Source organism: Nonomuraea sp. 3N208, assembly GCF_052245935.1.
Classification (GTDB): domain Bacteria; phylum Actinomycetota; class Actinomycetes; order Streptosporangiales; family Streptosporangiaceae; genus Nonomuraea.
Window position 1 is genome coordinate 1 of record NZ_JBQQBR010000054.1, and the last position, 21,116, is coordinate 21,116.

The following is a 21,116-nucleotide window of genomic DNA, read 5'->3' on the forward strand; positions in this document are numbered from 1 at the left end:
TGGTTTTGGCCCCTACCACACCGACGCCGTACACACCCATCCGTGAGTAGCGTCTTCGGATCTCTGTGTTCACATGAGTAGTAAAATGGACATCAGCGTAGCCTCGTCGCCTACCCGCCGAAGTCGGGAGGCGATCCGGTGGAAGCCGTTGCCGCGTCCGTCCGGCGGGCCGGGCGGACCGTGGCTGAGAGCCGCGTTGTCGGGGCCTGATTGCGCATTCATGGAGGGAGTGCGGCTCTTGGGCCACCGCCCCGCCGGACGCTCTCCCCGGCCCAGAGAAACCCGCCGTTCTATGGGTAGCCATAGGTTCGCATAGTGAGTGCCCGTAACAGTTCATACCCTTGATCTGCCATCACGGCGAGGAGTCAGCACGTTGCCAGGAACGAACCCGCGTGAGCTCGGCCTGCTGGCCGACTGCGCCAACTGCTTCGGGCTGTGCTGCGTGGCGCTGCCGTTCTCGGCCTCGGCCGACTTCGCCGCCGACAAGGCCGCCGGCGATCCCTGCCGTAACCTGCGCGACGACTTCAGCTGCGCCATCCACGCGCAGCTGCGGCAACGCGGCTACCCGGGCTGCACCGTGTACGACTGCTTCGGAGCCGGGCAGAAGGTCTCGCAGGTCACGTTCGGGGGCACGAGCTGGCGGCAGGCGCCGGAGACGGCTAGCCAGATGTACGCGGTGTTCCCGGTCGTGCGGCAGCTGCACGAGCTGTTGTGGTACGTGGCCGAGGCGTTGACGCTGGAGGCCGCCGGGCCCATCCACGCCGAGCTGCGCCAGGCGCTCGACGAGACCGAGCGGCTCACCCGCGAGAGCGTCGACGCCCTGAAGCAACTGGACGTGCCGGCGCACCGGGCCGGGGTCAACACGTTGCTGCTGCGGGCGAGCGAGCTCGTCAGGGCGGGGCTCCGCGGCAAGGACCGCAGGAGTGCCGACCTGGTCGGAGCCCGGCTCAGGGGCGCCGACCTGCGCGGGGCCGACCTGCGGGGCGCCTACCTGATCGGGGCCGACCTGCGGGGCGCGGATCTGCGGCAGGCCGACCTGATCGGGGCGGATCTGCGCGGCGCCGACCTGGCGGGCGCGGACCTCACCGGCAGCATCTTCCTCACCCAGCCCCAGCTCAACGCCGCCATGGGCGACACCGCCACCCGTCTTTCCCCATCCCTCACCCGCCCCTCGCACTGGCCGGACACCCGCAGTGAGCCGGGACCGCAGCCCCGCCCCAGACGCGTTCCGGGCGAGCGGAGCGCACCGCGGGGGACGGGACGACGCTCCCGCCGCCGCTGATCAGAGGTGTCTGCGCAGGAAGCCGAGCTGGTGCAGGAGCAGGCCCTCGAAGACGTCGGGGTCGGACGTGGGCGAGTGCGCGACACCGGACAGCGGCAGCAGCTCGTGCGGGCGGCGGCCGCGTGCAGGGCGGCCACCTGGTCGTCCAAGGGCGGTGCCTGCACGTGGTGATGCGTCAGCGGCCGCGATCAAAGGGAGATCCGCTGAAACGTCCGGCGGGACAGGAGCCGACCGCCGGGGAATCGCTTGCCTGGCCGCACGGCGGCGATCAAGCCGCTGCGGCATCTTAGGCACATCCGGCGAATCAGCAACGTGATCAGCCGCCGAAGGTTTTCCCTGGAGCAGGGAACCGCCGGGCGTCGCCGGGCTGTCCAAGCTATGGGCGACGTTCACACCGGTGACCACGTTGGAGCCGGATGACGCCGCGGGCGGCCCTTCCCGCTTGCCGGCGCGGGATGGACGTCGCCCCCACCAAATGCCCGGCCGTCAGAGCGTCGTCGGCAGGACCGGCAGGCCTCGCACGCCCGGGTCGGCGGCGAAGACGGCGCCTGCCTCCGGTTGCTCGGTCCGGTCCACGTCCAGCGCCGACGTGGTGATGAAGAGCCGGTCGAGGTGCTCGCCGCCGAAGGTCACCGCGGTGACCTTGCGCACGGGCAGGCTGATGACCGCGTCGAGCCGGCCGCCGGCGTCGTACCTGTGCACGGCCCCGCCCTGCCACAGCGCCACCCATACCCCGCCCTCGGCGTCGACCGTCAGCCCGTCGGGAGCCCCCTGCGCGGGATCGATGACGGCGAACGGGCGGCGCCCGCCGAGCCCGCTCTCCGGGTCGTAGTCGAGCACATCCACCCGCCCGGTCTCGGTGTCGGCGTAGTAGGCCAGGGCGCCGTCCGGGCTGAAGCCGAACCCGTTGGAGATCGTCACCTCCAGGAGCACCACACGCAGGGCGCCGCCGGGCTCGGCAACGTAGAACGAGCCGCGCCCGCGGGCCGCGTCATAGGCCATGCTGCCGATGTAGAAGCGGCCGTCGGGGTCGCAGCCGCCCTCGTTCATCCTGATCGAGGGATCGGTCCACGCCTCGCCCAGGGAGCGCAGCGGGGCGTCCAGGTCGTCGGAGTCGGACAGCAGCAGCTCCCGCTCGGCCGCCACCAGGTAGCCGCCGGACACGCGCGGCCGCACGACGGCGGCCACCGCGCCCACGTGGCGGCGGCGTACCACGCCCTGGGGGTCGAGCGCGAGCACGTCGCCGGCCAGCATGTCGACCCAGCGCAGCCCGCCCCAGCGGCCGGACCACACAGGTCCCTCCCCATGCTCGGCGACGGGGTCTGTCACGGTGTACGGGGCGATGGTCATGCCGGTCTCCTCGACGCTCGCGGGGGCCACGTACCGATCATGCTGCCAGAGCCGGGTCAGTACGCGACCGTGAACCTGGTGCGGCGGTGCCAGGGCAGCGCGGCCTCGTCCAGCAGCGCCACCGCTCCAGCAGCGCCGGCGGGCTCAGGTACGTCCAGTCGGCCGCCTACGGCTCCGGCCGATCCGAAGACGGTGATGCGCATGGTGTCAGGATTCCTTTCCGATCAGTACGCGGGGCGCCGCCGCCTCGGGCAGCGGCCGCGTGCGGGTGGGTTGGAGCTGGGCGGCCACGAGCGCGCCCAGCACGATGACCGCGCCGAGCGCCTGGGCCGCGGTGAGCCGCTGGCCGAGCACCGCCCAGCCGAGCGCGGTGGCGACCACCGGGCTGAGCAGTCCGAGGAAGGTGACCTTGGTCGCCGACAAGATGCGGAGCCCCCTGAACCAGAGGGCGTAGGCGAGCGCGGCACCGATGGTCGTGAGATAGGCGTACCCGGCGAGGTTGGCGGCGGTCAGCGTGGCCGGCGGCGGCCCTTCGACGGCGAGCGCCACAGGGAGCAGCAGGAGTCCTCCCGCCACGAGCTGCCAGCCGGTGGTGGCCAGGAGCGGCGCGGGAGACGGCCATCGCTTGCTCAGTACGACGCCGGCGGCCATGACGGCCGCCCCGCCGAGCGCGGCGGCGACGCCGAGGGCGTCCAGCCGCGCGTCGGCCCGCAACACGAGCAGCCCGACCCCGGCCACGCCCGCCACGGCGGCGACCAGGGTGCGCGGGGTCAGCCGCTCGCGCAGCAGCCCGGCCGACAGCAGGGCGACGAGCAGCGGCTGGATGGCGCCGACGGTCGCGGCCACCCCGCCGGGCAGCCGGTAGGCGCCCACGAACAACAACGCGAAGAACACCCCGATGTTGAGCGCCCCCAGCACCAGCGCCCGCCACCACCAGATTCCCTGAGGCAGGCGGCGCGTGATGGCGACGAGCAGGATCCCGGCGGGTAGAGCCCGTACCACGGCCGCCAGCAGGGGGCGGCCGGGCGGCAACAGCTCGGTGGTGACAAGGTAGGTGGTCCCCCAGATGGCGGGGGGCAGCGCGGTCAGCAGGACGACGCCCAGTCGATTACTTAGCACTAAGACAAAGTATCTCAGCGCTAAGCGACCTCGCCAGTGATTTACCTCACCGCTAAGACATCGGTAGGGTGGAGTACGTGGCAGACCACGTCGACTTCGTCCTCAGACAATGGGACGCCCAGCGCCCTGACCTGGACGTTTCCCCCATGGCCGTGATCGGCCGGCTGTCGCGGCTGTACCGGCTGATCGACGCGGAGCTGCGGCGCACGTTCGCCGCGCACGGGCTCGACCGGGCCTCGTTCGACGTGCTGGCCACGCTGCGCCGCAGCGATCCCCCGCGCCGGCTGACACCCGCCGAGCTGATGCGCGCGTCCATGGTCACCTCGGGCGCGATCACGCAGCGGCTTGACCGTCTGGAGGAGCGCGGGCTGGTGACGCGCACGCCCAGCGAGTCGGACGGGCGCGGCGTCTACGTGACGCTCACCGAGGAGGGTTTCGCGCTGATCGATCGCGTGCTGCCGGACCATGTCGCGACCGAGCACCGGGTGCTGGCCGCGCTGAGCGGGGAGCGGCGCGACGCACTCGCGGGCACGCTCCGCGACCTGCTGGAGTCGCTCGGCGACGTCACGGACCTCTCGCCCCGCACGTAGCGGACCCGAGCGTGCGCCGTGCCGCACGCTCGGCCCGCCGGTCACAGGGTCACGGGCAGGGAGAGCAGCCGCCATGTGCCGGGGTCGGGCGTGCGCTGCGGCTCCCCGGCGAGCGCCAGATCGGGGAAGCGGCGCAGCAGGGCGCCGAGCGCGATCCCGGTCTGCACGCGCGCCGGCGACGCCCCGGCGCAGAAGTGCGGACCATGCGCGAACCCGAGGTGCCCCGACGGCTCCCGCCCGATGTCGAACCTGTCCGGCTCCTCGAACACCCGGGGATCCCGGTTGGCGGCCGGGATCGCGGCCGTGACGGGCACGCCCTTGGGCACGGGCACGCCGCCGATCTCGATCTCCTCCGTGGTGAAGCGGGGGATGGTCAGCAGTTGCGGCCCGCACCAGCGGATCAGCTCCTCGACGGCGCGCGGCATGAGGCCGGGGTCGGCGCGCAGCGCCGCCAGCTGCCCGGGGTGGCCGAGCAGGGCCACGACGGCGTTGGCGATGAGGTTTGTGGGCGTCTGGCCGGACAGGACGAGCTGCCAGACCATGGTGATCAGCTCCGTGTCGGAGAGCCGGTCGCCGTCCTCCTCCTGGATGCGGGCCAACTCGGAGATCAGGTCGGCGCCCGGCTCGGCCTTCCCTCTGGCCACCGCGGCCTTGGCGTCCTCCAGAATCCGCGGGATGGCCTGCGCGAACGCGTCGCCGTGGCCGGCCTGGACGCCGACGCCGTACTCGCGCCACCGGGGGCGGTCGGCGGCCGGGATGCCGACCATCTCGCAGATCACCTCCATCGGCAGCGGCCGCGCGAAATGCGCCAGCAGGTCGACCGTGCCGTCCGCGGCGGCGTGCCCGGGCAGCTCGTCGAGCAGGCTCTCGACGATCCGCTCGATCCGCGGCCCGAACTCCGCGGCCTTGCGCGGCGTGAACGCCGGCGCCACCAGCTTGCGCAGCCGCGTGTGCTCGCCGCCGTTCATCTCGGACATGGTGCGCATGTACGGCAGGCAGCCGGCCGGCACGCCGGGGCGCTGGTAGCTGCTCTCGTTGGTCTCCAGCCGCGGGTCGGCCAGCATGGCCCGGGCTTCCTGGTGCCGCAGCACGGCCCAGAACGCGTACCCGGGTGCCACCAGCCGCGCCACGGGAGACTCCGCTCCGGCTCGCGCATACGCGGTGAAGGGGTCGCGCAGCACCGCTTCGTCGGTCAGGTCCATCTCAGGCACGTCGGCCATCGCCACTCCAGGATTTCAAATGATGTCATCATCTGAATGGTCACGGTATCTTACTTTTGGCGAGAACGGCAATCGAGGAGGACGATGCCCGGGCCGCACCTGCACGGCGACATCCCGAAGGCAGCCCACCTGGGGGCGGCCTGCGGGGATGCGGGCGGGCTCTGGTAGGAAAGACGCTCATGTCGGTCTTTTCGTCATCCGCCCCGATGCCTGACATCGTGGCCAGGCTCCGCGCCGCCGGCTGCGTGTTCGCCGAGGACGAGGCGGAGTTGATCGTCGCCACCGCCCGCACCCCCGGCGAGCTGGCCGCCATGGTGGAGCGACGGGTCTCCGGCCAGCCGCTCGAGCACGTGCTCGGCTGGGCCGAGTTCTGCGGCCTGCGGCTGGTGGTGGAGCCAGGGGTGTTCGTGCCGCGGCCCCGTACCCGATTCCTCATCGAGCAGGCCGTCGCGCTCGCCCGCGAGGTCCCAGGGACCCCGGTCGTGCTGGACCTGTGCTGCGGCACAGGGGCCATGGGCGCGGCGCTGGCCGCCGGGTTGGCGCGCCCGGCCGAGCTGCACGCCGCCGACCTCGACCCCGCCGCCGTGCGCTGTGCCCGGCGCAACCTGCCCGGCGGGCACGTCTACGAGGGCGACCTGTACGAGCCGCTCCCCGCCACGCTGCGCGGCCGGGTCGACCTGCTGATCGCCAGCCCGCCCTACGTGCCGTCCGGGTCCGTCGGGCTGCTGCCGCCCGAGGCCCGGCTGTACGAGCCGCGCGTGGCTCTCGACGGCGGCGACGACGGGCTGGACCTCGTACGCCGGGTGATCGAGCGGGCCCCGGAATGGCTCGCTCCCGGCGGTCACCTCCTGGTCGAGACCAGTGCCCGCCAGGCGGCGGAAACCGTGCGCGCCGTCGAGCTCGCCGGCCTGGTGGCCCGCGCGGCCGGCTCCGACGAGCTGGACGCCACCGCCGTCATCGGCACCCTCCCTTAGCGATGTTAAGGTGACGGCGATGGCACAGAAGGGACTGGCCCGCGACAGCGTTGTCCGCGTCGCGCTGGAGCTACTGGACGAGGTGGGGCTGGACGGCCTGACCGTCCGCCGTCTGGCCGCCCGCCTGGGCGTGCAGAACCCCGCGCTCTACTGGCACTTCCGCAACAAGCAGGAGCTGCTCGACGAGATGGCCGGCGAGCTGCTCGGCCCCACGATGGGCGGCCCGAGCGACGGGGAGACCTGGCGCGACTGGCTCGCCCGCCGGGCGCACCGCTACCGGCGCATGCTGCTGAGCCACCGCGACGGGGCGCGGCTGGTCGCCGTGAGCGATCCGGGGCCGGCGGTGGCTCAGGCCTTCGAGAAGGAGCTCGCGATCCTGACCGGGTTCGGGTTCACACCCGCCGAGGGCCTGCACGCGATCGGCTCCCTCAGCCACTACACGCTCGGCTTCGTGCTGAACGAGCAGGGACGACGCGAGCGTCATGCCCGCGGCGCCGGCCACGACCTCGCCGAGTACGCCGCCGAGTTCCCGCTCACGGTCGCCGGTGTGCGCGAGAGCGGCGCGCCCACCAGTGACGAGGCGTTCGCGCACGGGCTGCGGCTCATTCTCGACGGCATCGCCGGCACGAGACATCCATAAGGAAAAACTGCCGGAATTTGCCCTGATTTGCGGGTGGCGTGCGTTTATTTTGGTGCCCTGCCTGCATGGACTTCCTTCTTCATTCGCGGTTTCATTTTCTCCGTCAGTCCAGTCGGTGGGCCCTTCCATTTTGGGGGAGAAAATGGCTCTTAGGCGGAGAACAATGGCAGTTGCCGTCGCATTCGCGGTGGTGGCGGCGAATGCCGCGCCGCCGGCGAATGCGGCGGGACGGCGGGATCCGGTGCGGATCACCCGTTTCCTGGGGGAGCAGCAGGTGCCGCACATGACGCGCTTGGACGGCACCACCGTGGGCGGACTGTCCGGGATCGACCGGGATCCAAGCACCGGCACCTGGTACTTCATCTCCGACGACCGCTGGCGCTACAACCCGGCCCGTTTCTACACCGGCCACCTGGACATCGACCGGGTGACGGGGGCGTTCAACGGGGTCAGGCTGACCGGGGTCACGACCCTCACCAGGTCCGACGGCACGCCGTACCCGGGGTACGGCAAGCCGGAGTCGGCCGACCCCGAGACGATCAGGTTCGACCGGCGCAGCGGCCGGCTGCTGTGGGGCGACGAAGGCGACCGGCCGGACGCCAGGAACCCGGCCATCCCGATCTCCCTATCGGCTGTGCGGTCGATGGACCTGCAGGGACGGCACCTGGGCGAGCTGCGGCTGCCGCGGAACCTGCGGTTGACCGGCGCCGAGAGCGGTCCGCGCCGCAACTTCGGCTTCGAAGGGCTGGCCGTCACGGCCCGTACGATCACCGCCGTGACCGAGGGCCCGCGCTATGAGGACGGGCCGCTGCCGACGGTGGAGCGCGGCGCTCCCGCGCGGCTCACCGTGTGGCACCGGGCGGGCGGGCTCCGCGCGCAGTTCGTCTATCCGCTCGACCCGCTGCCCGTCGCCCCCGTCCCGCCCGGCGGGGAGGCCGACAGCGGGGTGTCGGAGATCCTGCCCATCGACGATCATCGCTATCTGGCGCTCGAACGTGCCTGGATCGAGGGCGTCAACTACCGGGTACGGCTGTACGAGATCGACCTGCGTGGCGCCACGAACGTGCTGGACAGGCGTTCTCTGGAGAGCGCCCCGAACGTACTGGACAGGGGCTCTCCTGACGGCGGCAGGCCGTACCGGCCGGTGGCCAAACGCCTGGTCCACGACCTGAGCTCGGTCACCGCGCCGGTGCAGAACCTGGAGAGCATGGCCTGGGGCCCGCGCCTGGTGAGCGGTGAGTGCACGCTGGTGATCGGGTCGGACGACAACTTCAACCAGCAGGAGGTCACGCAGTTCCTGGCGTTCGGCGCCACCGGCTGCCGCTGACGCCGCCCGGCGCCGGCCCGCAAACGGCGTTCCTGTGCGTCACCGGCCGCCGTCCCCGAGGCGGCCGGGGACCGGGGCCGGCTGCTACAGCGCGTGGATGCGGCGGCCGGTGATCTCCTGGCAGGCGATGCGGATGTAGAGAGCCCGCTCGCCGCCCGCCCACGGCGTGACGCCCGCGCGGGACACCTCGGGCACCTCCTCCGGCGGCACGTGGTGGGCCGGCCCCTGCACCAGGACGCTCCATCCCTCCCGGTTGGTCTCGTCGATGAGGTCGACCTCGAAGGCGATCTTGATGTCGACCCCTTCGAGCCCCGTACGCAGGTCCCTGTCCATGGGGCCGCCGGCGGCGGTGCGGAAGACGATGGCGCCGCCGTGCATCTTGTAGTTGACCGGCAGCACGGTCGGCCCGTGCGAGCCGTTGAACGCCACCCGCCCGATCCCGCCGGGGCCGATCAGCTGCAGGCACTCCTCCTCGTCGAGCACCTCCAGTGTCGGATTGGCCATGGCGGGACCGTGTCCCGGCGGTCGTTCCCTGCCCCCGCCGAGGAGCTCTTCCACGGTCGTCCCCAAGGCGTCGGCCAGGCGGTAGAGCGCGCCGGTGTCCGGCATGTCGGGGTGTTCCTCCAGGTACGTCAGATAGCCCGGCGACATGTCGGCGCGTTCGGCGACCTCCTCGCGGGTCAGGCCGAGGCGCGCGCGGTGATGGATGAGGCGACGCCCGAGATCCCCCGTCCCAGTCATGATCGCTTCTCCTCCTCTGTACAACCGGCATGCGACGCCGTTGACGCGCGCCTGCCGATGGTCGGCGTCGATGAACAGCTGCCGCCCGCGGAAGCGGATCGGCATGGACAACACGCCGAGCCGGCCGGGCAGCAGCGGGTCCAGCCGCAGCCCGTCCCGCCGCAGCTCCAAACCCAGGTAGCAGCGCTGCAAGAGGTCGAGCGTGCCGCCCATGGCGCCCAGGTGGATGCCTTCCGCGGTGGTGCCGCCCTGGACGTCCTTGATGTCGCTGTGGAGCGCTTCGGTGAAGAACCGCCAGGACTGGGCGCGGTTGGCGCGGGCCAGCACCCAGGCGTGCACGACCGCGCTGAGGGTCGAGCCGTGGCTGGTGCGCTCCAGGTAGTACGAGACCGTGCGGGGGATCAGGCCGGGTTCGACGGGGTAGCCGAGCCGTCGCAGGATGCCGGTCAGCTCATCGCCGGTCAGCAGGTAGCAGAGCATGAGCGTGTCGGCCTGTTTGGACGCCTTGTAGCGGTTGACGTCGTCGCCGTCGGCCTCCAGGGCACGATCCAGGCGGCGCACGCCGCGGTAGCGGTGCCAGTCGAGCTCCTCCAGGTCGGCGTACCCACTGAACTGGCTGATGACGCCGTCGTGGAAGTCGACCCGCAGGCAGCTGCCGATCTCGTCCCAGCGGTCCAGCTCGGCCGGGTCGGGCACCAGGTCGGGCGCCAGGCGGGCGGTCTCGCCGGCGCGCAGCAGCAGCCACGCGGTCATGACGTTGGTGTAGGCGTTGTTGTCCACGCCGGGTACGGGGGCGCCGGGGTAGCGGTCGTGGTACTCGTCGGGGCCCATGACGCCGCGGATCTCGTACCGGTCGCCGTGCCGCACCGCCATCGAGGCGAAGAACCTGGTGATGTCGAGCAGCAGCTCGGCGCACCACGGCGGCATGGAGCCGGTGGCCAGGTAGTGCTGCCAGACGTTGTAAGCGATGGCCAGGCCGACGTGCCGCTGCAGGTGCGAGTGGTCGGGCAGCCAGCGGCCCGATTGGGGATTGAGGTGCAGGATCTGGGTCTCCTCGCGGCCGTCGCTGCCGCTCTGCCAGGGGAACATCGCGCCGCCGTACCCGGCCTCCCGGGCGGCGTCCCGTGCCTCGGGCAGCCGCCGCCAGCGGTAACGCAGCAGGCCGAGCGAGATCTCGGGGAAACGCAGGCTCAGCCAGGGCTGGACGAACAGCTCGTCCCAGAAGACGTGGCCACGGTACGCCTCGCCGTGCAGGCCGCGGGCCGGCACGCCGGCGTCGAGGTCCGCGGTGTGGGGGGAAAGCGTCTGCAGCAGGTGGAAGATGTGCAGGTGCACGATCCGCGACAACTCGGAGCCGCCCACGTCGAGGCGGGCACACTGCCACAGCCGTTCCCAGGCGGCCGCGTGCCGGGTCAGCAGGTCGTCGAACGGCGGAGCGCGGCGCGCGTGGCGCAGCGCCGCCGAGCGGGCGTCGTGGACCGCGTGGTCACGTGACGTGGTCAAGGCCACGGTCTTGGTGAGTACGGCGGGCCGGCCCCCGGTGAGGTCCAGCACGTGCTCCCAGGTGATGTGGTCGGCCTGCCGCCGGAGGGAGCCCGGTTCCCGGGGAGCGTCGATCCGGCCGGCCAGGGCGACGGTGATGCGGGAGCAGCGGGTGATGGCGGTCAGCCAGGCGATGTCGTCCTGCGTTCCGGTGTCGTGGCAGGACAGGTGGTCGCCGCGCAGGTCGCGGTAGCGCGCCACGCCGTCGTTGGCCACCCGCCCGTCCAGCATCGACCGCACGTGGAGCGGCCCCGACCAGTTCTCGGCCGTGAAGGTGGTCTCCATCGCCGCCAGGTAGGGATCGGCCATCGACACCAGCCGGCGCTGGCGCACCGCCGTGATCCGGCTCGCGTGGTCGCACCAGCGCAGCTCGCGCGTCAGCACGCCTTGACGCAGGTTGAGCTCGTGGCGGTAGGCCAGGAGCTCGGCCCGCTCGGGCGCGAACCAGTCGCCGTCCGGCGTGGCGAACGTCAGCGGCAGCCAGTCGGGCAGGTTGACGATGTCCTCGTTCGTCACGGTACGGCCTGCTACGACGGAGTCGATCCGGTTGTAGCAGCCGGCCACGTACGTGCCGGGCGTGCGAGTCTCGCCGTCCGGCGTGGCGCCGCGCGTGGCGAACCTGCCGTTGCCCAGCGTGCACAAGGCCTCGCGCAGCCCCTCGGCGCCGGGGTCGAAGCCGTCGTAGACGAGCGTCCAGGCGTTCATAGCCGCCCCACGGGCACCCGGCCCGCCACACTCGCCTCGGCCAGGTCGTCGACGACGACGTCCGCCCCGGCAGCCCGCATCGCATCCGCCCGCGACCCGCTCCTGTCCGCCTCGGCAGGAGGCGTGCCCGCTACCCGCGATCCGCTCCCGTCCGCCTCGGCAGCAGGAGTGCCCGGCTCCCGTGTGCCGCTCCTGTCGACCGCGACGATCAGCCCGAAGCCGCCCCTGCGGCCCGCCTCCACGCCGGGCAGCGCGTCCTCCACGATCGCCACCTCGGCCGGCGGCAGCTCGAGGCGGCGGACGGCCTCCAGGAACAGCGCGGGGTCCGGCTTGCCCGGCAGACCGAGCCGGGCGGCGTCGGTGCCGTCCACCAGCACGTCGAAAAGATGCAGCAGGCCCGCCGACGACACCACCGCGCGGCAGTGCCTGCTGGCCGAGACCACCGCCGTACGGCAGCCGCGGCGCCGCAGCTCGTGCAGCAGCGCCACGGTGGACGGGTACGCCGCCACGCCGTGCTTGTCGATCTCCGCCACGAACAACGCGTCCTTGGCCCGCCCCAGCCCGTGCACGGTCGCCGCACCCGGCTCGTCGCCCGGCCCGCCCTCGGGCAGCGAGATGCCCCGGGAGGCCAGGAACGTACGCACCCCGTCCAGCCGCGGCCGCCCGTCCACGTACGCCAGGTAGTCGGCGCGCACGTCGAACGGCGCCGAGCCGCGGCTGCGCAGGAAGCCGTCGAACACGTGCTTCCACGCGGCAGCGTGCACCCGCGCCGTGTCGGTGACCACGCCGTCGGTGTCGAAGACGGCGGCGCGGAGCCTGGTCAGGTCGAAGGTGGCCATGCCTGGACGCTACCCGCGCAAACGCCCCCCAGCCCTGGCCGCCGAACCCGAGCAGGTGGTCGAGCCCGCCCTGCGCGCCGTGCCTGTGCTGCTCACCCGGGTGGCATCGCTCAGCGGGGCTCCGTCTCCAGGGGGCTGGGCTCCGGCACCTTGTAGGCGAACCGGCCGCAGCTCTCGCCGGGGATGAGCGCCGATGAACACAGAGATCCGAAGACGTTACTCCACAGGGGTCTGCCTGCGGTATCGGTCCTATGCGTCAGTCCCGGAGCGTGCCGCGCCGTGGGCGCACGGCGCGCCAACGCGCAGGGGGATCAGGAGGTCGGGTCGCGGCTGTCGTCCGTGCCGAACCCTTCCAAGGACTCCCGTTCCTCCAGCGTGCGCAGCTCCTGGAAGACGGTGATGTGCAGCCCGGCGGGGGCGTCGAGGCGGGCGTTGAGCGACTCCCACGGAGTGACCGTGGGCGGCGCCACCTCGGTCGCGCCCGCCGACACCAGCCGCCCGGTGGTGCCACGGGCGTCGTCCACCTCGAACGCGACCCGGATCTTCGGTGCCACCTGCCGACCTACCTCCACCTCGTCGATCATCTTCTTCTGCGCCGGATTGGCGATCTCCAGCGTGGCCCGCCCGGCGTCCAGGATCGCCACGCGGGCCCCGTCCTCGCTCGAGAACGCGGCTTGCTCGGGAAGCCCCAGGACGTCGCGGTAGAAGGCCAGGGCGGCCTCGTAGTCGTCTGCCTCGACCACCAGACGGAGCTGGCGGACCGGACGGCGGCCGCCCTCGGGTTCGGCGTGCGTGCTCATGGTTCTCCTCCGGGTGCAAGCCAGGACGTTCGTTCCCCTACGGCAACCCGCTCGCCGTACGCGTTCATCCCCGCCCTGCCATTTCTCCCGTCATGTCGCAGGTCCGGCCGTCGGCGGGCACCTTTTGCTCATTTTGAAAACTTTCCCGGGAACCGTCGCCCCGGCAGGAAACGTCTTTTGAGCAAACGGGGTTTTCCAGCATTTTCCTGTCAGGGGGACGCCCATGAACGTGGTTTTCTTCGGGGTCGCCATCGCCCTGTTCGCGCTCATCACGATGACCGCGATCAGGACCCGGATGGCGTTATTCCTCGCCCGCTCCACCACGGCTTCGGCCATGCGCCAGCAGCTCGACCTCTACGAGACGGCGTATCTGGCGGGCGGGCCGCGCCGGGTCGTCAACACGGCGCTGGTCTCGCTCGTCTCGCAGGGCGGGGTCCGGGTGTCGAGCGAGGGAGTCGTCACGCCGGTGCAGGGGTTCCGGCCGAACAAGCAGATGCCGGTCGAGCGGGCGGTGTTCAAGCACGTCAGGTCGGCGCCGGGCGGGCGCACGACGGCGCAGGTCCGGCACAGCACGGTCGAGGATCACACGATGCGGCGGCTGACCACGCCGCTGTGGCGCAACGGGCTCCTCATGTCGCCTACCGACCGGGTGCGGTCCCGGCGACGTACGAGCAGGCTGATCCTCCTCGCCGCGCTGGCGGCGGCCGTGGCCGTGGCGGGGCTGTTCCTGCGGGCGCCGGTGGCCGCGATCGTGATCGCGGCCGCGGCGGCAGTGGTGGGCGTGGCCACCGGCTTCTGGCTGCGCCGTGCCCTGGTGAACCCGGTGACGAAGGCGGGCAAGGCCGCGCTGGAGCAGGTGGACGTGCGCGAGCTGGCGCACGTGAGTGATGGGCCAGGCGGGTCGTCGTCGAGCTCCGGCGACATCCGGCTGGTGGCGCTGCACGGGCTGACCAAGCTGCCCGACCGGCAGCTGGCCGACACGCTGGGGCGCGACACCCGGGTCAGAACGGGCCGGACCGCCACGTGCTGCGCCCCCGGCCACTGCGGGTCGTACAGCAGCTCGCACGCCGGGTCCGGCGGCGGCGGATGCGGCGGCGGATGGTCCGATGGCGGGTTCTTCGACTTCGGCGGCGGCTCGTTCGGCGGCGGCTCCTTCGGAGGCGGCGACGGGGGCGGCTCCTTTGGGGGCGGCTCCTTTGGAGGCGGCGACGGAGGCGGAGGGGGCGGCGGGGGCGGCGGCGGATGCGGCGGGGGCGGCGGATGCGGGGGCGGCGGCTCGTGACAGCCGCCATCACCGCCGGCCCGTGACGCTCGCCGTGGACGGCGGCCGGTCAACGACCCGGTCGCCGTCACCCCCGGCCGTACCTGTCCTCGGCCCGCCAGAAGTACCAGGACCCGGCGCAGAGCGCGACCACCGCCCAGCACAGGCACGACACCCACACCATCCGCGGGGGCGTGTGGCCGCCGATGAGCAGGTCCCGCATCCACTCGATGTAGGAGGCGGCGGGGTTGAGGTACATGGCGGTGGCCACCCATTCGGGCAACCCCGCGCTGTTGACGACCTTGTCGTGAATGGCGAAGAAGACGCCCGAGGCGTACAACCACGTACGCATGATGAACGGCAGCAATTGGTTGAGGTCGCGCATCGAGGCCCCCAGCCTGGCCATGATGAGGCCCGCCCCGATGTTGAACAGCGTCTGCAGCAGCAGCACCACGGGGATCATGAGCCACAGCCAGGTGGGCAGCTCTCCCGTGATCACCACGATGACGAGGAGCACGCCCATGGAGATGACCAGCTGCTGCAGCTCCTGGATCGTGTACGCCAGCGGCAGCGAAGCCCGCGGGAAGTGCAGGGCCCGGATCAGCGACAGGTTGCCGGAGATCGACTTGGCGCCCGCTGTGACCGTCCGCTGCGTGTACGTGAAGACGAACATGCCCGTCAGCAGGAAGGCGGGGTAGTTGGGAATGTTCTTGCTGCCGCCCAGAATCAGGCCGAACATCACGTAGTAGATCGCCGCGTTCAGCAGCGGGGTGATGACCTGCCACAGCTGGCCCAGGGCCGAGCCGGAGTATTTCGAGACATTGCGCGAAGTCGCGTACGTCAGGATGAAATGCCGCCGCTGCCACAGCTGGCGCACATAGACGGGGAATCGCGGGCGCGCTATGGCGGGGCGGAGCCCGTACTTCTTGGCGAGTTCGGCCAGCGACCCGCTGTCCTGTGAAGTGTTTTCCAGTTGGCTCATGGGCACCTCGATGCTCGGTGGGTCGTCAGCAGTCCGATCATCCCTTGCCACTGTGGGCGTTGGTCCAGATTTCCAGGGGAGCGTTGCGGATGGTCCCCGCCGTCAGCCCGCCAGGTGCGGCCGCAGCGTCTCGTCGAGCGCGTCGCGCATCGCGGCCTCGAGCGGGCCGTCGCCGGTCAGCGCCCACAGGATCAGCACGCCGTTGTAGGCGATCTGGACCGCCCTGGCCAGCCGGCCAGGGTCCACCCGGCCGGCCAGCTCGCCCGCCGCCACCGCGTCGGCCAGCAGCCCGGCGATCTCGGCTCGGGTGCGTCGGGCGTGCTCGGCGGCGCGGGCGCGGAACTCGGGGTCGGTCAGGTCCAGCTGCAGGAAGGCGAGGCTGTTGGCGAGCTCTTCCGGCGTCGACACACCCTCCGACAGCTCGGCGAGGGCGGCGTGCAGGGCGGCCAGCGGCGAGTCGTGCGCCTCGCGGGCCCGCAGGAACGGCGCGGGGACGATCTCGGCGGAGTGGTCGGCGAGCGCCAGCAGCAACCCCCGCTTCGAGCCGAACCGCTGCACCAGTGTGGCCGGGGACAGCCCGGCCTCCTGGGCGACGGCGGCGAGCGTGAGGCCCTGCGGGCCGTGCCGCCCGATCGCGCGGGCAGCCGCTTGCAGGATCGCCTCGTCGCTGGTCGTGCGCGGCCTGCCCATGACGGCCTCCCCCAATTAATGAATCGCCGTTCGTAAACTATCAGCCGAGGTCCGGCAGGTGGCGCCGGGCATGGCCGAGGAACGCCCGCGCGGCCGGGCTCTTCGGCGCGTCCGACCGATCAGCGGCACCCCGGCCAGCTCGGGCACGGTGATCGAGCCCTTGGCGGCCGGCTCGTGGTCGCGGTGCACGGCCGCCACGAGGGCCTGGTCGCGCCATCGCGGGCCCTGAAAGACCACCAGATCCTACGGCAGTGCCGCGCGGGAATCTCTAGCGCGACACCGTCACGCCCGTCACCGCGAAGCGCTCGACGTCGGCGACATGGCCGCCAGTGGAGGCCACGATGGTGAGCGTGCGGACCGGCGCCGGGGTGAAGGAGACCCTGGCCGACCAGGGAGCGTTCTCGCCGCCTGCGGGCAGGCAGCACTGCTCGCCCAGGACGGACCTGCCGCGTACCTGGATTCTGATGCTCTCGTCCACGCCCGTGATGCGGCCTCCCACGGTCAGCGGAGAGACGACCGCGGCGCCGTACTTGGGCGTGGTCAGCGTCAGCGAGGTGTCGTCGGTGCCGACCACCTCCCACGGCGCGTCCCGGCCGGAGCCGTACCTGACCAGGTGGACGATGGCGGCGACCAGCGGCCGCGGGCCCTCCTCGGCGCGGAAGCCGACGTGCACGCGCGAGTGCCGCCCCTCGCTCACGGTCTTCACGGCCCGGTCGATCTCTTTGAAGCCGAGGTAGTCGCGGGTGAAGGCCAGCGCGGTTCGGCGCGGGTCCAGATGCCAGGCGCCGCGGCGGTCTGCCCGTTGGCCACGCTGCCACTCCTGTGCCTCGGCCAGCGTGGCGAACGGCCACAGCGGCTGGTAGTAGCCGGCGACCAGCCGGTCCTCCTCACCGGGCGTCCCCGTCGCGCTGGGAGACGATGCCGGTGACCGCGTCGCCTCGGGCGTCGGCGGCGTCTCCGGTCGCGTGGCTGTCGGGGCGGTCGGCGGCGGCGAGGCCGTCGCAGCAGGAGTCTCGCGTGGTGACGCATCGCCGCATCCCGCCAGGGCCAGCCCGAGCGCGATCAGCAACGGCAGCGCACTCTCGATACGTGGTCTCATACGGACCTCCTGGGGCTGCGGATCGCGTCCTGCTGACATTAGGACGTACCCGAGACCGGCGGCGGACCATCGTCAAAGCCGGTGGGCGAACGCATGGAGGAGAATCCCGGCGAATCGGGAGGCACGGCGCCGTCTCTGGCACGATGGGGACAGCCGAGCACAGGGATGGCGCATGGCGAGGATCCTGAGAACCTTGGTGGCCGGCGCCGACCTGCTCGCCAGGCTGGTCGCGCGGTCAGGCTCGGGCGGGAACACAGAGCCGCCCGGCCGCCACCGCCGGCCACTCGGCGGTCAGCACCAGCAGGACCGCCACCAGCAGCCCGGTGGCCTCCAGCCGGTCGGCGCCGATCACGCGCTCGATTGGCCGCAGGAAGGGCCCTGACGGGAGCATGCCGCTCTTTTGACGGCAGGAAGGGCTCTGACGTGCGTGCGGTCACTTGGCGGCGGGGCGGGCTCTGACGTGGATGCGCTCGCCCTGCGGCCCGAACAACCCCAGGACCTCGGCCGGCTCAGGGTCGGGGTTGGCGAAGCCATGCGGGACGCGCGTGTCGAACTCCGCCGCCTCGCCCGGCGTCAGGATCACGTCGTGCGGACCGAGCAGCAGCCGCAGCCGCCCCGACAGGACGTACAGCCACTCGTAGCCCTCATGGACCTTCTGCTCCAGCTCGCACCCCGGCCAGTGCGGCGGATAGATCTGCTTGTACGCCTGCACCCCGCCGGGCCGTCGGCTCAGCGGGATGAACGTCGTGCCGTGGCGCTTGAACGGCCGCATGTGCACACGGGGGTCGCCGGTCACCGGCACGTCGATCAGCTCGTCCAGCTGGACCTGATGGGCGCGGGCCAGCTGGAGCAGCAGCTCCAGGGTCGGCTTGCGCTGCCCCGACTCCAGGCGCGACAGCGTGCTGACCGAGATGCCGGTGCTCTTGGACAGCTGCGCCAGCGTCGCGCCGCGCTCCTGGCGCAGCGCCCGCAGCCGCGGCCCGACCGCCTGGAGCGTCTCTTCGAGGTCCATGCGGATACTTTGCCATTACGGCAACGTTATTTGTCAAATGGGCAGCGGAGGACGGACAGTGGCGCATCGGATGAATGGAGAGGAGCCGAGCTGTGGACACGAAGTACGACGTGGTGATCGTGGGCGGTGGGGCCGCCGGGCTGAGCGGGGCGCTCACCCTGGGCCGGGCGCGCCGCAAAGTGCTGGTGATCGACGCGGGCCGGCCGCGCAACGCGCCGGCGGCGGGGGTGCACACGTACCTGACGCGGGAGGGCACGCCGCCGCGCGAGCTGCTGGCCGCCGGCCGCGAGGAGGTCATCGGGTACGGCGGCGAGATCGTGACCGGCACGGTCGTGGCCGCCGAGCGCGTCGAGGACGGCTTCCGGGTGGCGCTGGACGACGGGTCGGCGGTCGTGGCGGACCGGCTGCTGCTGGCCACCGGCCTGGTCGACGAGCTACCCGACGTGCCGGGACTGGCCGAGCGGTGGGGACGCGACGTGCTGCACTGCCCGTACTGCCATGGCTGGGAGGTCCGCGACCAGGTCATCGGTGTGCTGGCCACCGGGCCGCTGTCCGTGCACCAGGCGCTGCTGTGGCGGCAGTGGAGCGACGACGTGACGCTCTTCCTGCACACCGGGCCCGAGCCGGACGCGGACCAGCGCGAGCAGCTGGCGGCCAGGGACGTCACAGTGGTCGAGGGGCGGGTGGCCGGCCTGGAGGTGACCGAGGATCGGCTCGCCGGAGTGCGGCTGGACGACGGCACCGTGGTGGCCTGCCGGGCGCTCGCCGTCGGCACCCGTATGACCGCCCGCACGGACCTGCTCGCCGGGCTGGGGCTGGAGACCGAGGAACAGGAGATGGGCGGCCACGTGATCGGCACCCGCATCCCCGCCGACGCGACGGGCGCGACGAACGTCCCCGGCGTGTGGGTCGTGGGGAACGCGGCCAACGTGACCGATCAGGTCATCGTCGCGGCCGCGAACGCCGTGCGGGTGGCCGCGGCCATCAACGCCGACCTGATCGCCGAGGAGACCCGCCGCGCCGTCACCGCCCGCCGCGCCCATGCCCCGCGCACCGAGTCCCACGGCGGAGCGGGATGGCACGGGGTCTCCGTCCCTCCGGAGGAGTTCTGGGACACCTTCTATGCCGAGAAGGCGCAGGTCTGGAGCGGCAACCCCAACGCCGCCCTCGTCCGCGAGGCCGACGGGCTCGAGCCCGGCACCGCTCTCGACCTGGGATGCGGCGAGGGCGCCGACGCGATCTGGCTCGCCCGCGGCGGCTGGCGGGTCACCGCCGCCGACATCTCCCACGTGGCGCTCGAGCGGGCGGCCGAGCACGCCAAGGCCGCCGAGGTCGCCGATCGCGTCGACTGGCAGCGCCACGACCTGGACATGTCCTTCCCCGAGGGCTCCTACGACCTCGTCTCCGCCTGTTACCTGCACGCTCCCATGGACCTGCCGCGCGAGAAGATCCTGCGCGCCGCCGCCGCGGCCGTCGCGCCCGGCGGGGTGCTGCTCGTCGTGGGCCACGCGTACTGGCCGTCCTGGGAGCACAACCCGCACGCGGACGTACATTTCCCGACTCCGCAGGAGGTCCTCGACGCGCTGGAGCTCACGGAGGGGGCGTGGGAGGTGCTCCGAAGCGAGGAGTTCGAGCGCACGCAGAACGGCCCCGACGGCCGGCCGGGCGCCAGGAATGACAACGTGCTCAAGCTCCGCAGACTGCCGTGACCGGCTCACCGGCCATCAGCGGCTCACCTCCGCTGGTGGCCGGAACGGAGGAGATCCGCTCTACGTGGAGGATCCCGGGAGCGCGCGGTAGGCGGTCCCCTTGCCGCCGAGCCGCGTCGACGGCACGCTGGCCGGAATGAAGGCGGACTCTCCCGGCCGTAGCGTCAGCGCGTCGCCCAGCACGGCCTCGCCTTCGACGCACACGACGATCTGCGGCAGGCCGCCCGGCAGCTCGTGCGCGCTCTCCCCGTCCAGGTCGTGGCGGCTGAGGGCGAATTCGGGCGCGGGCGGCCGATAGTGGTGCGCGCCGGGCTCGCCGGGCTCAGGCCGGACCAGGTGCGGCTCGCCCGGCGTGAAGTCCACGACCCGCATCAGCTCGGGCACGTCCACGTGCTTGGTGGTGAGCCCGCATCGCAGCACGTTGTCGGAGTTGGCCATGATCTCCACGCCGACGCCGCCTAGATAGGCGTGCGGCACGCCGGCCCCGAGATAGAGGGCCTCGCCGGGACGCAGGCTCACGTGGTTGAGCAGCAGCGCCGCGACCACACCCCGGTCGCCGGGGCAGGCGCGGGCGACGTCGGCGTAGACCGCGAGCTCGGCGTCGTCGGCGTCGAGCAGGGCCCGCTCGACCTCTGCGCGCAGCGGCCGGGAGGCGTCGTCGAGCATCTCGGCGAACACGCGGCGCAACGCGTCCCCGGGCGCCGCAGCCCTGAGCGTGTCGATCCAGGACCGCAGGCCGGGCACGCCGAGCCGGTCGAGGAGGCCGGCGGTGACGGCGGGCGAGCGGAAGCCGCACAACCCGTGGAACGGGGTGACCGCGCAGACCATCTCGGGTTTGTGCGAGGCGTCCTTGTATGTGCGGGAGAAGTCGTCGAGGGGGATGTCGCGCGCCGTCTCGTCGGCGAACCCGGCCCGCGCCTGCTCGGTGGTGGGGTGGACCTGCAGCGACAGGGGTCGCGCGACGGCCAGGACCTTGAGCAGATAGGGCAGCGCGGGGCCGAATCGGGCGGCGGACGGCTCGCCGAGCGTGCCGGCCGGGTCGGCGGCGATGAGCTCTCCGAGCGGGACGCCGCCGACGGTCGAGGGAGCGCCCGGGTGGGCGCCCATCCAGAGTTCGGCCTGAGGTTGTCCGGTCGGCTCTGTCCCGAACAGTTCCGGCAGGGCGGTCACCGAGCCCCAGTCGTAGGGGCGGATGCTGGTGGCCAGGCGCATAGGGGCGTGCACGGCCGTAAGA

General features: G+C 72.2%; 21 protein-coding genes. 8 read left to right on the top strand and 13 right to left on the bottom strand.

What is annotated here, in order from left to right:
* Nucleotides 1–373 precede the first annotated feature (373 nt).
* On the top strand, nt 374–1,282 hold the full coding sequence (locus ACTWPT_RS50575) for a pentapeptide repeat-containing protein (protein WP_443184727.1): 909 nt from the start codon (nt 374–376) through the stop codon (nt 1,280–1,282).
* Nucleotides 1,283–1,288: 6 nt separating this feature from the next.
* On the top strand, nt 1,289–1,453 hold the full coding sequence (locus ACTWPT_RS50580; RefSeq protein ID WP_443184728.1) for a hypothetical protein: 165 nt from the start codon (nt 1,289–1,291) through the stop codon (nt 1,451–1,453).
* Nucleotides 1,454–1,768: 315 nt separating this feature from the next.
* Here the strand turns inward: ACTWPT_RS50580 and ACTWPT_RS50585 are convergent, their stop codons facing one another.
* The 3 genes from ACTWPT_RS50585 to ACTWPT_RS50595 are packed head-to-tail and all read right to left on the bottom strand — an operon-like array spanning nt 1,769 to nt 3,751.
* Entirely contained in the window at nt 1,769–2,662 is an 894-nt protein-coding gene (locus ACTWPT_RS50585) for an SMP-30/gluconolactonase/LRE family protein (protein WP_443184729.1), read from the bottom strand.
* A gap of 26 nt (nt 2,663–2,688) precedes the next feature.
* Nucleotides 2,689–2,835 carry a hypothetical protein gene (locus ACTWPT_RS50590; RefSeq protein WP_443184730.1) on the bottom strand — a complete coding sequence of 49 codons (147 nt, stop codon included), beginning with the start codon at nt 2,833–2,835 and terminating at the stop codon, nt 2,689–2,691.
* Between the two features lie 4 nt (nt 2,836–2,839).
* Complete coding sequence (locus ACTWPT_RS50595) at nt 2,840–3,751, bottom strand: EamA family transporter (protein ID WP_443184731.1); 912 nt, start codon at nt 3,749–3,751, stop codon at nt 2,840–2,842.
* Between the two features lie 77 nt (nt 3,752–3,828).
* Between ACTWPT_RS50595 and ACTWPT_RS50600 the strand changes: the two genes are divergently transcribed.
* On the top strand, nt 3,829–4,341 hold the full coding sequence (locus ACTWPT_RS50600) for a MarR family winged helix-turn-helix transcriptional regulator (protein WP_443184732.1): 513 nt from the start codon (nt 3,829–3,831) through the stop codon (nt 4,339–4,341).
* Nucleotides 4,342–4,382: 41 nt separating this feature from the next.
* Here the strand turns inward: ACTWPT_RS50600 and ACTWPT_RS50605 are convergent, their stop codons facing one another.
* On the bottom strand, nt 4,383–5,561 hold the full coding sequence (locus tag ACTWPT_RS50605) for a cytochrome P450 family protein (RefSeq protein ID WP_443184733.1): 1,179 nt from the start codon (nt 5,559–5,561) through the stop codon (nt 4,383–4,385).
* A gap of 206 nt (nt 5,562–5,767) precedes the next feature.
* Between ACTWPT_RS50605 and ACTWPT_RS50610 the strand changes: the two genes are divergently transcribed.
* The 3 genes from ACTWPT_RS50610 to ACTWPT_RS50620 all read left to right on the top strand — a co-directional run bounded on the left by ACTWPT_RS50610 (nt 5,768) and on the right by ACTWPT_RS50620 (nt 8,502).
* Nucleotides 5,768–6,535, top strand: a complete 768-nt coding sequence (locus ACTWPT_RS50610) for a putative protein N(5)-glutamine methyltransferase (protein WP_443184734.1) — start codon at nt 5,768–5,770, stop codon at nt 6,533–6,535.
* A 19-nt stretch (nt 6,536–6,554) separates the two neighbouring features.
* Nucleotides 6,555–7,175, top strand: a complete 621-nt coding sequence (locus ACTWPT_RS50615) for a TetR/AcrR family transcriptional regulator C-terminal domain-containing protein (RefSeq protein ID WP_443184735.1) — start codon at nt 6,555–6,557, stop codon at nt 7,173–7,175.
* A 163-nt stretch (nt 7,176–7,338) separates the two neighbouring features.
* Nucleotides 7,339–8,502 (top strand): esterase-like activity of phytase family protein, encoded by a 1,164-nt coding sequence (locus tag ACTWPT_RS50620; protein ID WP_443184736.1) that lies wholly within the window; start codon nt 7,339–7,341, stop codon nt 8,500–8,502.
* Between the two features lie 84 nt (nt 8,503–8,586).
* Here ACTWPT_RS50620 and ACTWPT_RS50625 read toward each other — a convergent pair whose 3' ends face one another.
* The 3 genes from ACTWPT_RS50625 to ACTWPT_RS50635 all read right to left on the bottom strand — a co-directional run bounded on the left by ACTWPT_RS50625 (nt 8,587) and on the right by ACTWPT_RS50635 (nt 13,129).
* Entirely contained in the window at nt 8,587–11,490 is a 2,904-nt protein-coding gene (locus ACTWPT_RS50625) for a pyridoxamine 5'-phosphate oxidase family protein (RefSeq protein WP_443184737.1), read from the bottom strand.
* Complete coding sequence (locus tag ACTWPT_RS50630) at nt 11,487–12,329, bottom strand: HAD family hydrolase (RefSeq protein ID WP_443184738.1); 843 nt, start codon at nt 12,327–12,329, stop codon at nt 11,487–11,489. The genes ACTWPT_RS50625 and ACTWPT_RS50630 overlap by 4 nt, the downstream gene beginning before the upstream one ends.
* A gap of 311 nt (nt 12,330–12,640) precedes the next feature.
* A complete protein-coding gene (locus ACTWPT_RS50635; protein ID WP_443184739.1) occupies nt 12,641–13,129 on the bottom strand; it encodes a VOC family protein in 489 nt (162 codons plus the stop codon).
* Between the two features lie 223 nt (nt 13,130–13,352).
* Here ACTWPT_RS50635 and ACTWPT_RS50640 point away from each other — a divergent pair, with 223 nt between their 5' ends.
* Entirely contained in the window at nt 13,353–14,411 is a 1,059-nt protein-coding gene (locus ACTWPT_RS50640; RefSeq protein WP_443184740.1) for a TIGR04222 domain-containing membrane protein, read from the top strand.
* A gap of 67 nt (nt 14,412–14,478) precedes the next feature.
* On the opposite strand, the gene ACTWPT_RS50645 is transcribed toward ACTWPT_RS50640, so the two are convergent.
* The 5 genes from ACTWPT_RS50645 to ACTWPT_RS50665 form a co-directional block, all read right to left on the bottom strand.
* Complete coding sequence (locus tag ACTWPT_RS50645) at nt 14,479–15,372, bottom strand: ABC transporter permease (protein WP_443184741.1); 894 nt, start codon at nt 15,370–15,372, stop codon at nt 14,479–14,481.
* A gap of 102 nt (nt 15,373–15,474) precedes the next feature.
* Nucleotides 15,475–16,062 (bottom strand): TetR/AcrR family transcriptional regulator, encoded by a 588-nt coding sequence (locus tag ACTWPT_RS50650; protein WP_443184742.1) that lies wholly within the window; start codon nt 16,060–16,062, stop codon nt 15,475–15,477.
* A 268-nt stretch (nt 16,063–16,330) separates the two neighbouring features.
* Nucleotides 16,331–17,161 (bottom strand): hypothetical protein, encoded by an 831-nt coding sequence (locus tag ACTWPT_RS50655; RefSeq protein WP_443184743.1) that lies wholly within the window; start codon nt 17,159–17,161, stop codon nt 16,331–16,333.
* 235 nt (nt 17,162–17,396) lie between these two features.
* Nucleotides 17,397–17,552, bottom strand: a complete 156-nt coding sequence (locus ACTWPT_RS50660) for a hypothetical protein (protein ID WP_443184744.1) — start codon at nt 17,550–17,552, stop codon at nt 17,397–17,399.
* 42 nt (nt 17,553–17,594) lie between these two features.
* Nucleotides 17,595–18,173, bottom strand: coding sequence for a helix-turn-helix domain-containing protein (locus ACTWPT_RS50665; protein ID WP_443184745.1), 579 nt, complete (start codon nt 18,171–18,173; stop codon nt 17,595–17,597).
* Nucleotides 18,174–18,265: 92 nt separating this feature from the next.
* Between ACTWPT_RS50665 and ACTWPT_RS50670 the strand changes: the two genes are divergently transcribed.
* Complete coding sequence (locus tag ACTWPT_RS50670) at nt 18,266–19,882, top strand: FAD-dependent oxidoreductase (RefSeq protein ID WP_443184746.1); 1,617 nt, start codon at nt 18,266–18,268, stop codon at nt 19,880–19,882.
* A gap of 60 nt (nt 19,883–19,942) precedes the next feature.
* Here the strand turns inward: ACTWPT_RS50670 and manA are convergent, their stop codons facing one another.
* The gene (manA, locus tag ACTWPT_RS50675; protein WP_443184747.1) at nt 19,943–21,106 is read right to left on the bottom strand and encodes a mannose-6-phosphate isomerase, class I; all 1,164 of its coding nucleotides are present in this window, start codon (nt 21,104–21,106) and stop codon (nt 19,943–19,945) included.
* Between the last annotated feature and the right edge of the window lie 10 nt (nt 21,107–21,116).

Excerpts from the sequence above, each read along its gene's own strand:
- ACTWPT_RS50655 (WP_443184743.1), bottom strand. The coding sequence starts at position 17,161 with ATGAGACCACGTATCGAGAGTGCGCTGCCGTTGCTGATCGCGCTCGGG.
- ACTWPT_RS50630 (WP_443184738.1), bottom strand. The coding sequence starts at position 12,329 with ATGGCCACCTTCGACCTGACCAGGCTCCGCGCCGCCGTCTTCGACACC.
- ACTWPT_RS50620 (WP_443184736.1), top strand. The coding sequence starts at position 7,339 with ATGGCAGTTGCCGTCGCATTCGCGGTGGTGGCGGCGAATGCCGCGCCG.
- ACTWPT_RS50645 (WP_443184741.1), bottom strand. The coding sequence starts at position 15,372 with ATGAGCCAACTGGAAAACACTTCACAGGACAGCGGGTCGCTGGCCGAA.
- ACTWPT_RS50590 (WP_443184730.1), bottom strand. The coding sequence starts at position 2,835 with ATGCGCATCACCGTCTTCGGATCGGCCGGAGCCGTAGGCGGCCGACTG.
- ACTWPT_RS50640 (WP_443184740.1), top strand. The coding sequence starts at position 13,353 with ATGAACGTGGTTTTCTTCGGGGTCGCCATCGCCCTGTTCGCGCTCATC.
- ACTWPT_RS50660 (WP_443184744.1), bottom strand. The coding sequence starts at position 17,552 with ATGCTCCCGTCAGGGCCCTTCCTGCGGCCAATCGAGCGCGTGATCGGC.
- ACTWPT_RS50615 (WP_443184735.1), top strand. The coding sequence starts at position 6,555 with ATGGCACAGAAGGGACTGGCCCGCGACAGCGTTGTCCGCGTCGCGCTG.
- ACTWPT_RS50635 (WP_443184739.1), bottom strand. The coding sequence starts at position 13,129 with ATGAGCACGCACGCCGAACCCGAGGGCGGCCGCCGTCCGGTCCGCCAG.
- ACTWPT_RS50665 (WP_443184745.1), bottom strand. The coding sequence starts at position 18,173 with ATGGACCTCGAAGAGACGCTCCAGGCGGTCGGGCCGCGGCTGCGGGCG.
- ACTWPT_RS50605 (WP_443184733.1), bottom strand. The coding sequence starts at position 5,561 with ATGGCCGACGTGCCTGAGATGGACCTGACCGACGAAGCGGTGCTGCGC.
- ACTWPT_RS50650 (WP_443184742.1), bottom strand. The coding sequence starts at position 16,062 with ATGGGCAGGCCGCGCACGACCAGCGACGAGGCGATCCTGCAAGCGGCT.
- ACTWPT_RS50625 (WP_443184737.1), bottom strand. The coding sequence starts at position 11,490 with ATGAACGCCTGGACGCTCGTCTACGACGGCTTCGACCCCGGCGCCGAG.
- ACTWPT_RS50610 (WP_443184734.1), top strand. The coding sequence starts at position 5,768 with ATGCCTGACATCGTGGCCAGGCTCCGCGCCGCCGGCTGCGTGTTCGCC.